Origin of the sequence: Longimonas sp., from assembly GCF_046498435.1 — a bacterium.
GTDB lineage: Bacteria > Bacteroidota > Rhodothermia > Rhodothermales > Salinibacteraceae > Longimonas.
In genome coordinates this window covers 1-13,635 of the sequence record NZ_JAWOAR010000045.1, presented here as the reverse complement: position 1 = coordinate 13,635, position 13,635 = coordinate 1, and the positions used below count along the sequence as shown (strand labels likewise).

The window sequence follows — 13,635 nt, the reverse complement described above, 5'->3', positions numbered from 1 at the left end:
TTCAGGTCGCTCACCAGGTTGAACCGGATGCTGCCGTTGGTGGTCCCTAGCAGGTCGCGGCATCGACGTGAACGATATCACCTTCATCCCGATCTCGGCGCTCAAGGGCGATAACGTCGTGATGGAGAGCGAGAAGACGCCCTGGTACCAGGGCGCTACGCTGCTGCATCGACTGGAGACGGTGAAGACGCAGACCGACCGCAACCAGGTCGACTTCCGCTTCCCCGTGCAGAACGTGATTCGTCCACACCAGGACTTCCGTGGATTCGCTGGGCAAGTGGCCTCCGGCAGTGTGCGTCCGGGCGAAGAAGTCGTCGTACTGCCCTCGAACCTGACCACCGAGGTCGAGAGCATCGTTACGCTCGACGGTGAGCAAGAAAAAGCCAGTCCGGGCGAGTCGGTCGTGATTTCGCTGACCGACGAGATCGACGTGAGCCGCGGCTCCATGATTGTGCGTAGCCGCAACCGTCCCGAAGTGACACGGCAGATTGATGCAGATCTCTGCTGGATGGATGAAGAGAAGCTGCGGACCGACCGTCCGTACATTGTGCAGCATGGCACGCGGGAGACGCAGGCGTACGTGTCGAACCTGGTCTATCGCATCAATGTGAAGACGCTGCACCGCGAAGAGGCCGACACGCTCACGCTCAACGAAATTGGCCGCGTGGAGCTGGAGACCGCCGACCCGCTCTTCATTGATAGCTATCGCGTAAACCGCCACACCGGCCGCTTCATCCTGGTCGATCCCGACACGAACGCGACTGTGGCGGGCGGCATGATTCGCGGCGTGGGGCAAGATGTCGCTGCCGTAGGCGAAGAAAGCACCACCCGCAAGGAGCAGCAAACGAGTCCGAATGTGGTGTGGGAAGGGCTGGCCATTCCGCGCGAAGAACGCGAAGCGAAGAACGGTCACAAAGCCGCTGTGATGTGGTTCACGGGCCTCTCGGGCGCGGGCAAATCGACCGTGGCGAAGGCGCTGGAAGAACGCCTCTTCGACCGCGGCATCCAGACCATGCATCTCGACGGCGACAACGTGCGCCACGGCCTTTCGGGCGATCTGGGCTTCTCGGCCAACGACCGCGAGGAGAACGTACGCCGCGTGGGCGAAGTCTCGCGCCTCTTCTTCGAGCAAGGCACATTCACACTCTGCACGTTCGTCTCGCCCTACCGCGAAGACCGTACCCGCGTTCGCGAACTGCTGCCCGACGGACGCTTCCTTGAAGTGCACGTCGATTGTGCGCTGGAGGTCTGCAAAGAGCGCGATCCGAAGGGACTTTACGAGAAAGCCGAGAAGGGCGAAATCTCGAACTTCACCGGCGTCTCTGCGCCGTACGAAGAACCGGAAGATCCTGAAATTGTCGTGCGCACCGACGAACACGACGTAGAAACCTGCGTGGATCAGATCGTTGATGCGCTCGAAGCACGCGGCCTGATTCCCGAAGCTGAGTAAAATCTTGGTTTCCACGTAGCAGCGTAACGCAAAGAGAGCGCATGGGCCGACCGGCTGGTGCGCTCTTTTTTTGAGACGCTCCTTTTTTACTGATACGAACTGTCCGAATCCCCCTGACTGCTCATGATTGATCTTGGCATTTGGCTGCCCATTTTTGGCGGATGGCTCCGCAACGTGGAGGACGAAGGCATGCCGCCCACGTTCGAGTACAATAAGCAGGTGGCCCAGGCTGCCGACCAGCACGACTTTTCGACGATTCTGATTGCCGAACTGAACCTGAACGACATTAAGGGTATCGAGGCGCCGAGCCTGGAGTGTTGGACAACCACGGCCGGACTGGCCCCTGTCACCGAGAACATCCGGCTGATGGCGGCGCTGCGTCCGGGATTTCGTTCGCCTGCGGTGGCCGCGAAGATGGCAGCGAACATCGACCACATGTCGGATGGGCGCTTCGAGATTAACCTGGTGTCCGGCTGGTGGGAGGAGGAGATGAAGATGTACGCCGGCGAGTGGATCGAGCACGACTCCCGCTACGAACGCTCGCGCGAGTTTGTGGACATCATGCGCGGGGTGTGGACCGAAGATCGCTTCTCGCACGACGGGGCGTTCTACACCGTTGAGAACACAGTGCTGGCGCCGAAGCCCGTGCAAGACGGCGGCATTCCGCTGTACGCGGGGGGCGGTTCCGAGGCCGGGCGCACCTTCATCGCGGAGCAGTGCGACCACTACCTGATGCACGGCGGCTCGGTCGATAAGATTGCGGGCGACATCGACGATCTGCGCGAGCGCCGCGCTCAGGCGGGACACGACCCCGACGATATGCAGTTTGGCATGGCCGCGTATATGATCTGCCGGGATACGGAGGCCGAAGCCCAGGCTGAGTTGGATCGCATTACCACGGTTGATTACGAAGCGGAAGGATTCGACAGCTACGACGACTTCGTGGCAAACTCAGAACTGGACTCCGAGGTCGACCTCAAGGACTACTCCGTCTCAAACCGCGGCCTGCGCCCGAACCTGGTGGGCACGCCCGATCAGATTGTAGAGCGCCTGAACGCCTACGCCGACGTGGGCCTCGACCTGGTGCTCGTGCAGTGCAGTCCCATGCTCGAAGAGGTGGAGCGCATTGGGCAAGAGGTCATTCCGCGTCTGAAGAACGTAGCGGCAGCGTGAGTACAGGGCGACCAATCGGGTTAGACCGTTCTGTAGGGACACGGCGCGCCGTGGTATGTGTTTAGCGACGTGACCGTCCAGGGGACATGCAGTGCCGATGGCCTTCATCCCACAGATTGCCGGGGACGCAAGCGGTCCCCGGCTATGGGTTTCCTTAGCCCGGGATCAGGAGCGAAGCGGATATCCCGGGCGATCATTGAGGCCCGCTAAACAGATACGCGCCGTGTCCCTACTTCTTTTTGGGTGATCACTCCACGATGACCGTGTGAGTGAGCGTTTTGGGTTCGGGGTCGTCAAACCAGCGATCGCGTCCGTTTACGACAATGGTAGCCTCACCGTGCTCCTCGAATGTCACGGAAACCGTACGCTCCATTTCCGCAATTGCGTCGGCGCAGACAGCATCGCCCGAAGGACTTTTGTCGTAGGGCGTAATGGAAACGCGCATGGGTTCACGCTCGACCTCCTCGCGTGATGCCTGCCAGCACAGATTCGGGCCAAAGGTGGTCACTGTTACATCAAACGACGTACCGGCTTGGACGGTGTCGGGCGCCGCGAGTGGGGCCGTTGAGACAATGTCTTCCCCGATAAACCCGACAACCTCCTGCGCATCGTTACTACCGCCCAGAAAGTCGCATCCAGTAGTAACCCCAATGAGCAGCGCAAATGTGATTAGGGCACGAGTGGACTTCAGCATGAGACGGGCTGGATCTATGATACACTTTGCATTTTCTCCACACAGTGTGCACGTCTCGGTGCATGGCAATGTTGCATGTGGGAAGGCTGTGTCTACGCCTTCCCATTCTCGGATTGGGCATGCGGAAGTTCAAACTTAAAGCGCGTGCCGCGTCCCTCGGTGCTCTCCACGCTGACCGACTCGCCGTGCGCCTGCAGGATCTGGTTTACGATGCTGAGGCCAAGTCCCGTGCCCCCGCTCTCGCGCGAGCGGTCGGGATCCACGCGGTAGAAGCGCTCAAAGATGCGCTCCAGGTGCTCTTCGGGAATGCCCTTGCCGGTGTCTACTACGTCGATGCGCACCTTATCCACGCGGCGCGTAACACGGCAGCGGACAGCGCCTTCATCGGTGTAGGCAATTGCGTTCTCGATCAGGTTCACGAGCACCTGTCGGATGCGGGCTCGGTCGGCATGGACCTTGAAGTTTGGAATATCGACCTCCAGGTTGAGGCCCTTCTTCTCGGCTTTGGGGCGCAGCATTTCCACCACCTCATCGACAAGAGCTTTCAGGTCGAATACACGCCGGTCGATCAGGTCTTCGCGGTATTCGAGCCGAGCAATCTCAATCAGGTCGTTGAAGAGATTCTGGAGGCGCTGCAAGTTGTTCAGGCCCTTTTCGGCATAGCGGGTGCGCTGTTCTTCCGACAGGCGCGAGGTACCCAGCGCCTCCAGGTAGCCGCTGATTGCAAAGATGGGATTGCGCACCTCGTGCGATACATTCCCAATAAACTCGCTTTGGAGCTGAGCCATCCGCTCCAACTCGTTGATCTTCTCGCGGAAGCTGTCCGAGGCCCGGTTGAGGCTTTCCGCCAGGTCCTGAAACTCCGCTGCCCGGCTATCGATGCGAATGCGCCCGGTAAGCTCCCCGCGACTTACGCGCTGCGCGGTATTGCGGATACGCTTGAGTGGCGTGGTAATTTTGGATGCGGCAATCCAGCTTCCAATGACAGTCAGGATCAGCGCCAGCACCATGCCGGCCAGGATGACGATCTGACTCCGTTCGAGGAGGCGATAGAGCGGCGAGGCGGGCTGGCCGACCTGCACTACAAGGTTTGCTTCGGGACGATACAAGGTGGCGTAGAACACGCGTGGCTCGCTGGCTTGCAGGCGATTTTGGTAGCGGATGGTGCTCTCGCTTAGGGTGTCGAGCGTGTTGACATCAAAGAAGCGCGAGGAATCGGGGGCAGACGGCTCCGGGTCAAAGGGCATGCTGCCCAGTACGGTATCGGGCGTAGCCACGGTAACCGACCACTCCGTCATTCCTTGCAGGTGCTCCAAGGCGTCGCTACGCTCCTGGGGGGAGGGCAGCTCGTCCATCTGCAAGGCAACGCGCTCCGCCTGATTGTTAAGTGTGCGCTGCATCCCGTTTTCGATGTCGCTTTTAAACACAAAGAACACGTAGAACGCAACCAGGACGACCGCTGCGCCCACAAAGAGCGTGAAGGTAGATACCATCCAGAACTGCGTTTCTTTGCGTTCAGGGACCAGGCGGCTCCAGAGAGAAGAGGGCAAAACGATGCACCGTTAGTGAATAAACAGCAGGCGGCAAAAAAAGGGCCTGGCGTACGCAGTGTACGTCCAGGCCACAGGGGATACAGCAGAGCGCGGCGGTTCCGATAGGTCCCGTTACGCGCCCAAAGTAAGCGATTAGGCTTCTGCCGACACCTCTTTGATGAAGCGATAGCCTACGCCCCGCACCGTTTGAATGTGCTCGGCAAAGTCGCCCAGTTTCTCACGCAAGTTCTTAATGTGCGCGTCTACGGTGCGCTCGGTCACCATCATGTGGTCTTTCCAGATCGTTTCGAGCAGCTGCTGGCGGGTGAACGCCTTCTTCGGGTGGCGCACCAGGTAGCGCAGCAGTTCGAACTCGGTCAGCGTAAGCTCCAGATCTTCGCCATGCAGGTGGGCCTTGTACTCATCCTCGTAGATGGTAAGGTCGCCCTCCTCGATGACGCTGCTTTCCTCTACACCAGAGCGGCGCAGCACGGCTTTTACACGAGCCACGAGCAGATCCTTCCAGCCCGATTCTTTCGTAAGATAGTCGTCGGCGCCAATGGTGAGCCCTTCGATTTGATCTTCGACTTCCGACTTCGCGCTCAAGAAGATAATTGGGATCATCTCCGTCTCAACGCGGGAGCGCAGCTTTTCACACACCTCAAAGCCATCCATTCCGGGCATCATGATATCCAGAATGACGAGGTTGGTGTCAGAGTTGACCTTTTCGAGTGCTTCCTCGCCGTCGTAGGCTTGGTGAACGTTGTATCCTTCAGCACTCAGAAAATCGCTAACGATTTCAACGATGTTGCGTTCGTCGTCGACAACTAAGATGTCGATCTCGCTGGGGTTTGCGGTAATGGGCATGGGGATCCGTAAAAATTAAAAAGAGAATAACGGAAAGTACAAGCTTACAAGGTGGGATGAGACACAGCGCCTCACCCACAAAAATCAACATGGGCAGCCCCTCTGGCTCTCCTTACGTTACAGGGGGATACAAGGGCAGGCACACGGCCTGGTTAATGGTCAACCTACACAAGTAATCGCGGCATCCGCGATGAAGGGCGCATGCGCCCGGTGCACGCAAAAAGTGGGTGCACGTAAGAAGACCGTTGCTGCAACAGCACGATTAATTGGTATGAAAGCAGTGGAATTAACGATGATAGTCTCTCTAAATTGTTCCGTTCTCCGCTGTTGCGGGTGTAGGGTCCTGATAGCGGCGTGGCACACGTGGGGCCAACTGACAGCAGAGTTCGTAGGGAATGGTTTGGCTCCAACGGGCTAAGTCGTGCAAGGTGGGGGCGGTATCGTCAAAGAGTATCGCTGCATCACCAACTGCTGTGCGTTTTGCAAGTGTGCTATTGGGGGAACCAAGATCTACCATGCACAGATCCATGCATACGCTTCCCACCATGGGACGCAAGGTGCCATGAACGCGTACGTAAGCGGATCCAGAGGCTGCACGAGGATAGCCATCGCCATACCCGATCCCAATTGTTGCAACGCGTGTATCGGATGGAGCGGTCCAGCGCGCACCGTACGACACCGTTTCCCCTTCTGGAACCGTATGCAGATGCACAACCTGCGCTTCAAGCGAGAGCGCCATCTGTAGGTCGGTAGGCCGCTGATACCGGGCATCAGGAGGTGTTGAGGTAAGTCCGTACAGACCGAGACCGGCACGTACGTACTGTGCATCTGTGGGAAGCCGGTCGGGCAGGTGAGTCAGTGCATCGGTATTTGCAACGTGTACAGCGCGTGGGGAAGGACGGAGGGCAGCCACCGTATTCGCAAAGCGCTGGAGCTGCCGTGCGTTGAGCGGATGGGCTGGGGCATCGGCAGTAGCCAGGTGCGTGTACACGCCGGTTACCGAAAGCATGGGCGCCTTGTGCAAGCGAGTCCACCAGGTCGGAACCGCGCCCCACGCAACACCAAGGCGATGCATGCCCGTATCTACATTCACATGCACCGATAGCGACGCGCTTAGGTCAGAATGAAGAAGAAGGCGAGCTACGTCGGGGCTGGTAACCGACGCGTGTAGATTGTGCGCCACATATGCAGGGAGCTGATCGCGCGTTGGGGGGGCTAAGACCAGAATGAAGCCCTCTATCCCGAGGTCGCGCAGGGCAAGAGCCTCGTGTACCCGAGCTACGGCAAAGGCGCGAACGCCCGCATCGGAAAGAAGCGGTGCAATGCGGCGTACGCCGTGGCCGTACGCATCGGCCTTGAGCACAGCCATGAGGGCAGCTGGATGCGCCTGCTTACGAATCACCTGCACGTTGTGGCGAATCCGGTCGGTGCGAATGGTAGCACGTACTGGCGCATTGTACATGAAACAAGCGGCGTCCGTAGGAAACAGGGGCAATGCACATAGCACACTGCTTTGGAGCAGGTTCCCGGCATAACGTTCCATGTAGGTATGGGATTACAGACATGAGCCTAAGAAGTAAATTACGGGCGTGAACTCGCGTTGCTCGTTTCCAGCTCCCACCGGTCTGCCCCAGGCTCCGATCCGGGGAATGATACCAGCTCTGCAGGCTCGGTTGGGGATGACTGCTTGGAGAGTATCACTTGTGATCTAACAGTTACCAGGCATTCATCTTTCCATCCATCCATCTATTCATACCCACACGAGGCCGAATGCCGACTGACGAATTACATCCGGTACTCGGAAGAGAAGCGATACCGCCATACGGCAACCGGGTTTAGTATGACAGGGGGCGAGGTTGGGGGCCGACCTCCCGCTTCGTCATCCTGGATGGAATGATCTCGCGAATAGAGATCTCGGATCCTCAAGGAAATTCCGACCATTCGTTTTTGGCTGGCACTTCGGCAATAGCCGGAACATCCGAGTCTTCTTTGCTTAATTAATGTTCACAATTTCTGCATGCAAAATGTCATCGAATGCTGATCATGGCTGCATCATCTTCTGAGTCTGACGTTGTCCCGATCATGCAAGTTGCTCACACCAGCACGCATGTGCGCCGCCACTGCGACAAGGCGCTCCAAACCGAGGGGGCTTGCATTGGGCTTGTTGGGGGGGCACGCGCTGACCGGCAGCAGACCTTCGGTGTTATTGTGGACCTGGCCGACCAGAATGTGCTTCAGTTTCGGGCGGCTTCGCTGGTCGGGGAGCGCCGCAAGCATACGCAGAACAGCCTGCGCAAGGTGTTCGACAGCGGGGCTGAAGAGCGTGCCATCCTCTTTGTAGACAGCCTCGATACGCTACTTACATGGCATCATGTAGACGAACCCGACACCCCCAGCGCCGATGCCATGCCGTCCACGGTAGAGTACTTTTTCGAGCGCGTTGCGTCCTATCCAAATCCGGTCGTGCTGGGTATCGATGATGCGGTGCACGTGAATACGCTGCGTAAGCACTGCCTCAATCTGATTGTGACGCACAACCGCTCCGAAGTAACCGAGGCGTAAGTCGCCAACGATCGGACACACCGGAGCCGGTGCGCCGTATTGTGCTACTGGTATCTCTCACGGTTCTGTTGCTTCATCCTGATTTATCCCGCCGTATGGATCGCATTGCACAGCTTGAATCATTTCTGGAAGAAGACCCCGATGATGCCTTCACCCAGTTCGCTCTGGCGCGAGAACACCTAAAGCAAGACGACCTTGATACTGCACAGGCCTATTTTGAGCAGTTGGTGGCACAGCAGCCTGACTATTTAGGGACGTACTACCACCTGGGGAAACTGTATGAGCGGCGGGGAGCCGTTGAGCAGGCCATTGAGACGTATGAGCAGGGCATTGACATTGCGCGCAAGCAACGCGATCGCAAGAACTTGTCAGAGCTGCAAGATGCACTCATGCAGGCAAAAGGAGTTGGGTTTTAGCCCTACCGCCCGGTTTCAAGATCGGGAAGCCAGGTCAAATAGAAAGAGCTGCAAAGCCGTGTTGCTGTGAGATCATCAAGAAAGGCTATGAACCATACACTGCACCGGATAAGGCAGGTCGGCTTCTTGCTGATAGGCATGCTGATTGTGCACTTTGGAGGACCGGCCCCAGCCGCAGCCCAAAGCACCGACACGTACGTCGTAAAGTCGGGCGATACGCTGTACAGCATTGCCCAGCGTGTAGGAGCATCGGTGCGTGCGCTGCAAGCCTGGAACGACCTGGACGATGACACGCTGTCTGTCGGAGACACGCTGCGTGTGCGCCCTCTCCAGCGTCCCGATAACGACGCTGCAGAGGACTCGACCAACGCCGACGCGGCGCCCGATGCGCGCAATACAGCCCCTGTGGCCGACAGCCTGCCCCCTGTGGAGCCCGACACGGCGCAGGGATCTGCCTCCGAAGATACCACCGATTCTACCGAAACAACGTCCTCCGATGCAGAGCAGGAAGCATCTGATGAGGAAGAGCCCGAGACGGCAGCAGGAGACAGTGCGCGTGTAGAGCGCCCCGAAGGAGCTACGTGGATTGACCTGGCTTTGCACACTGGCCTATCTGCCGATTCGTTATGGCGCTGGAACGAGGGCCCCGAGACGCTCCCCGACGTGGTGCAACTGCCTGCCAGCGCGGTCAAGACGGGGCGCCACACCGTTACTGAGGGCGAGACCTTCTATAGTATTGCTGGCACCTATGGAGTCAGCGTGCGGTCCCTGCAGGCAGCCAACGACATGGACGCTGACGACTTGCGTATTGGGCAAGAGCTACGCATCCCCGGCCAACAGCCCGAGCTGTCGGAGGCATGGGCCGCCCCCGATACCATTCAGGTGTCGATGTTTCCATCGTCTTTTGCCGGACGCCTTACCGCCAGCGGGGCTCGTTACGACCCTGATGTCTTGGTGGGCAGTCATCCAACCTTACCGTTCGACTCGGTCGTGCTGCTTTCGAAGCCGATCGATGCGTCGCCCCAAGACGGGCGGCATGTCTTTGTGCGCATCGTCGATCGTAGCGTGAATGGTCCCGAGATTTCGGAGGCGGCTGCCGAGGCGCTTGCGCTGGACGAGTCGGGCGAGGTCGGCCTACGCGTGGTGTGGCGAGCCCGCGATTCGTAATCAGCCTCCATCGGTTTACATCATGCTGTTGGGGAAGTGACAAAGCCGCTGCATCTCGACAATGTGCACCTCTACACAGAAAAAGGTTGCATCGTGAACAGATGCGCGGGGTTGGCATAGGCAGACACGCGTATTTTCCTCTTCAGACTATTACCGCGTTGTCATGTCTGATTCGTTGTCTTCTGATGCGTGGCCGCCGTGGGGACACGCCGGGCTGTTTTTTGCACTCGCGTTTGGGGGGATACAGGGCGTTTCCGCTATTCTTCAGGGCACAATCACACTGCCCGCCTTGGTCAGTGCCATCATAGCGGCGCTCACCGGTGCCGGTATCGTGTACAGCTACGAACGTCGTCGCCAAGCCGGGGTCTTCGATCGCACCCCACCCGAGGCAGAGCCAAGCAACGAACCAGATCATCAAGCAGAACACGACGCGCCGCCTACTGCTGAGCCCAATAACGCCGATCACAATGAAAACGCATAGCAACGGAGAGCAAGGCCCGGTTGCTCAGGCATTCATCGAAACGCCTGCGTCGTAGCACAGATGCTGCAGCAGATGGTCCGATCATCGCATCCCCTACGCATATCCTCTACGGACGTAACGGAACGCTGACATTTCGACAGCGCTTTGAACTTGGGCACAGGGTTTGACCTCTTAGATATTGCATCATGACTTGATGTATGGAGATATTTCAAGAGCGAATCCTACAAGACCATGAGTACGCTTCGCACCACCGCCTTGATGGCGTTCATGATTGTGTTGTTTGCGCTGGTTGGCCAGGCAATTGGCGGTACCGGCGGCATGACCGTGGCACTGGTTATTGCACTAGGATTGAACTTCTTCAGCTACTGGTTTAGCGACTCCATGGTGCTGAAGATGCACGGAGCACAGGAGGTCAGCCGAGCCGAAGCGCCCGAACTCTACGACATAGTTGACCGGCTGCGTCGCCGTGCCGACCTGCCGATGCCTCGTGTGTGTATCATCCCACAAGACCAGCCCAATGCGTTTGCAACGGGACGCAATCCCAAGAATGGTGTCGTTGCGGTAACGCGGGGGATTCTGCGTGCTCTGAGCCGTGAGGAGTTGGAGGGCGTAATTGCCCATGAGTTGGCGCACATCAAGAATCGCGACATCCTAATCTCGTCGGTTGCTGCCACCATGGCCGCTGCGGTTACCCTGCTGGCGCGCTTCGGCTTCTTCTTTGGCGGTGGACGCGAGCGCGGCGGACTTATTGGTGCGCTCCTAATGATGATTCTGGCCCCACTGGCTGCAGTGCTGATCCAGATGGCGATTTCTCGCTCGCGCGAGTACGTAGCCGACCGAGATGGCGCCCAAATTGCGCAGAATCCGCTCGGACTCGCGCGGGCGCTTCGGCGTTTGGAGTCGGCAGCGCAACAGCAGCCTATGCGTGGAGGCAGTGAGGCTACCTCGCATCTGTTCATTGTGAACCCGTTTTCGGGTGGGATGCGTGGGCTGAAAAGCCTCTTCTCCACGCACCCCTCAACCGAAGACCGCGTGGCCCGTCTGAACGAACTGGCGCGCACGGGAGTGTAGCCCGATGGGTGCAGCACACGTGCGGCTTGCCTGAGACTATGATTGAAGCATCTGCCCCCGCAGGTAGGGCACCGCCAGCGTAAGCGTGCGCAGGACCATCAGCACCGTGATGCCGGCCCAAACACCTGAAAGGCCCCAGCCCATAGGTTGTACGAGAAGAAGTACCGTGGCTGCCCCGCCGGCAGAAAGGAGCATGGCCTTTGCGAGATATGGGAACCGTTCGGCTCCCATATATACACCATCGCCAACGAATACGAAGCCGTTGAGCGGTTGAAGCAGAGCCACGACGGGAAATACTGCCAGAATGGACTGGATGGTGGCCGGGTCGTTGGTGAAGAAGTCCGGCAGTACGGGGCGCAGCATGCCAAACCCGATGCCGAGCAGGCAGCCCAGCAGCAGCCCCCAGCCCATCAGCCGGTTCGACACGGTACGGGCCCGGGCGAGCGCGTCTGCACCAAGGTGCTTGGCGACAAGGGCCTGTGCAGATACGGCAAGGGCATCTACGACCAGCGCCATGAACAGCCACAGTTGGGCGGCCACCTGATGCGCAGCGACTGCCGTAACGCCGACGCGCGCAGCCACGGCGGTGGCGAGAGTCATGGTGCCAACCAGGGCAGCAGTGCGCATAATCAGGTCGCGCCCCACGCGAAGCAGCGGCAGAAGCGTGTGCGGGGCTGGCCAGAACCACGTAATCTGAAGTTCAGTGCGGTAGGTGCGGAAGAGCAGTCCCATAAACACGAGGGCACCGACCCACTGCGCCGTTACGGTAGCCACAGCGGCTCCGGTGAGTCCCCAGCCCAATCCAAAAATAAGAACCGGGTCGAGCACCAGATTCACCAGATTCAGCCCAATGGTCACGTACATGGGGGTGCGTGTATCCTGATAGCCACGAAACGCACCGTGTCCAGCAGTAATGAGAAGTACGGCGGGGCCTGCAAATGCCCGGATGCGCAAGTAGTTGAGAGCCGGCTCCAACAGCTCGCCAGTGGCTCCCATCAAGCGAAGGAGCGGTACGGCAGCGGCTTGCAGCACGAGCAGCGCAGCCGCGCCCGTAATGAGCGCCAGCACCACCGCACGCACCACCACGCGTCCGGCAGCGGCATAGTCGCCGGTGCCCACATGGCGCCCTACCCGTGGCGTGGTGCCGTACGCCAGAAAGTTGAAGACCACAAACGCCATCGAGAACAAAGATGCGTTGACGCCCAGCGCAGCCAGGGGCACCCGTCCGAGTTGACCTACAAAAGCGGTATCGACGAGCGACACGAGCGGATCAGCGGCCAGTCCGGCCAGGGCAGGAATGGCCAGGCGGAAAATGGCACGGTCATCGGCAGTCCAAAAGCGCATGTGGGAAGAAGAAGGGCACAGATTATTCGAACGGGCATCCACACGAAAGGCGTCAGAGAAAGTTCGTTGGATGCGAGGGCGTGCTGTGCTACTGGTGTGTCACACCTGAATGTTAGGGTACGGAGACTGTGCCAAACTCTGTGTTCCCCCAAAACCTGTCATGGTGAGCACGCGAAGCACGCCGAACCATCTCCTCGACGCTCAGCAAGACTCTAAGCACGCGTTGTGCTATACATGCATGTGCTGTTGACCGTGCAGAAGTGCGTGTTTATGCCCTTACACAGTCATCCCAGACGGATGCCGACCGCCGCCGGCAGACGATCTGGGATCCATTTCCCAATAGATGAATGCGCGCGAGACGTAGAAGACGCCCCTCAAACAACGAATGGATTACTTCGTGCGTACCACAGGCATGACCTTCGGCCCTCGCTTCGCTCGGCTCCGGATCAGCGGCGCCAGGGGCGCCTTGCCTGTCCTGAACTCGATTCAGGATCTGGATGACAGGGCGATGGAGAGCTGTACGCCTTCTGAACCCATGGCACAGCCCGTTCTGAGGGGGGACTTCATAAGAGCGTCTTATAGTTCCTTCCTCCTCGGGGAGGGTATCTGTTTAGCGGGTCTCAATGATCGCCCGGGATATCCGCTTCGCTCCTGATCCCGGGCTAAGGAAACCCATAGCCGGGGACCGCTTGCGTCCCCGGCGCCCTGTGAGGCGAATGCTATCGAAACTGATCCCAGTCCCGGGCTCCAAGTACCTAAACACGTACCACGCCGCTGGCGTGCCCCAACGCACTCCCTGACTACCAACCCGATACATCATGCCTACCCAAAAAAATATCCTCATTGGCACCGCGCTCCTGGCCACCGGACTGCTGCTG

Annotated in this window: 12 protein-coding genes; 7 read left to right on the top strand and 5 right to left on the bottom strand. The window is 58.8% G+C overall.

Going from position 1 to position 13,635, the window contains the following annotated elements; genetic code table 11:
* The first annotated feature begins 67 nt into the window (after positions 1-67).
* Together cysC and R6U20_RS01850 are read left to right on the top strand one after the other, a co-directional pair.
* Entirely contained in the window at positions 68-1,450 is a 1,383-nt protein-coding gene (gene cysC / locus R6U20_RS01855) for an adenylyl-sulfate kinase (protein WP_410336171.1), read from the top strand.
* A gap of 126 nt (positions 1,451-1,576) precedes the next feature.
* On the top strand, positions 1,577-2,623 hold the full coding sequence (locus R6U20_RS01850; RefSeq protein WP_410336172.1) for an LLM class flavin-dependent oxidoreductase: 1,047 nt from the start codon (positions 1,577-1,579) through the stop codon (positions 2,621-2,623).
* A 247-nt stretch (positions 2,624-2,870) separates the two neighbouring features.
* Here the strand turns inward: R6U20_RS01850 and R6U20_RS01845 are convergent, their stop codons facing one another.
* The 4 genes from R6U20_RS01845 to alr all read right to left on the bottom strand — a co-directional run bounded on the left by R6U20_RS01845 (position 2,871) and on the right by alr (position 7,178).
* Positions 2,871-3,317, bottom strand: coding sequence for a hypothetical protein (locus tag R6U20_RS01845; RefSeq protein WP_410336170.1), 447 nt, complete (start codon positions 3,315-3,317; stop codon positions 2,871-2,873).
* Between the two features lie 92 nt (positions 3,318-3,409).
* A complete protein-coding gene (locus R6U20_RS01840; protein ID WP_410336169.1) occupies positions 3,410-4,867 on the bottom strand; it encodes a sensor histidine kinase in 1,458 nt (485 codons plus the stop codon).
* A gap of 135 nt (positions 4,868-5,002) precedes the next feature.
* Entirely contained in the window at positions 5,003-5,716 is a 714-nt protein-coding gene (locus R6U20_RS01835; RefSeq protein WP_410336168.1) for a response regulator transcription factor, read from the bottom strand.
* Between the two features lie 304 nt (positions 5,717-6,020).
* Complete coding sequence (alr, locus tag R6U20_RS01830; RefSeq protein ID WP_410336167.1) at positions 6,021-7,178, bottom strand: alanine racemase; 1,158 nt, start codon at positions 7,176-7,178, stop codon at positions 6,021-6,023.
* Positions 7,179-7,798: 620 nt separating this feature from the next.
* Between alr and R6U20_RS01825 the strand changes: the two genes are divergently transcribed.
* The 5 genes from R6U20_RS01825 to htpX all read left to right on the top strand — a co-directional run bounded on the left by R6U20_RS01825 (position 7,799) and on the right by htpX (position 11,413).
* Positions 7,799-8,278, top strand: coding sequence for a hypothetical protein (locus R6U20_RS01825; protein WP_410336166.1), 480 nt, complete (start codon positions 7,799-7,801; stop codon positions 8,276-8,278).
* A gap of 95 nt (positions 8,279-8,373) precedes the next feature.
* On the top strand, positions 8,374-8,694 hold the full coding sequence (locus tag R6U20_RS01820) for a tetratricopeptide repeat protein (RefSeq protein ID WP_410336165.1): 321 nt from the start codon (positions 8,374-8,376) through the stop codon (positions 8,692-8,694).
* Positions 8,695-8,781: 87 nt separating this feature from the next.
* On the top strand, positions 8,782-9,861 hold the full coding sequence (locus tag R6U20_RS01815) for a LysM peptidoglycan-binding domain-containing protein (RefSeq protein ID WP_410336164.1): 1,080 nt from the start codon (positions 8,782-8,784) through the stop codon (positions 9,859-9,861).
* Positions 9,862-10,024: 163 nt separating this feature from the next.
* Positions 10,025-10,342, top strand: a complete 318-nt coding sequence (locus tag R6U20_RS01810; RefSeq protein ID WP_410336163.1) for a hypothetical protein — start codon at positions 10,025-10,027, stop codon at positions 10,340-10,342.
* Positions 10,343-10,573: 231 nt separating this feature from the next.
* Positions 10,574-11,413, top strand: coding sequence for a zinc metalloprotease HtpX (htpX, locus tag R6U20_RS01805; protein WP_410336162.1), 840 nt, complete (start codon positions 10,574-10,576; stop codon positions 11,411-11,413).
* A 36-nt stretch (positions 11,414-11,449) separates the two neighbouring features.
* Here the strand turns inward: htpX and R6U20_RS01800 are convergent, their stop codons facing one another.
* The gene (locus R6U20_RS01800; protein WP_410336161.1) at positions 11,450-12,757 is read right to left on the bottom strand and encodes an MATE family efflux transporter; all 1,308 of its coding nucleotides are present in this window, start codon (positions 12,755-12,757) and stop codon (positions 11,450-11,452) included.
* Between the last annotated feature and the right edge of the window lie 878 nt (positions 12,758-13,635).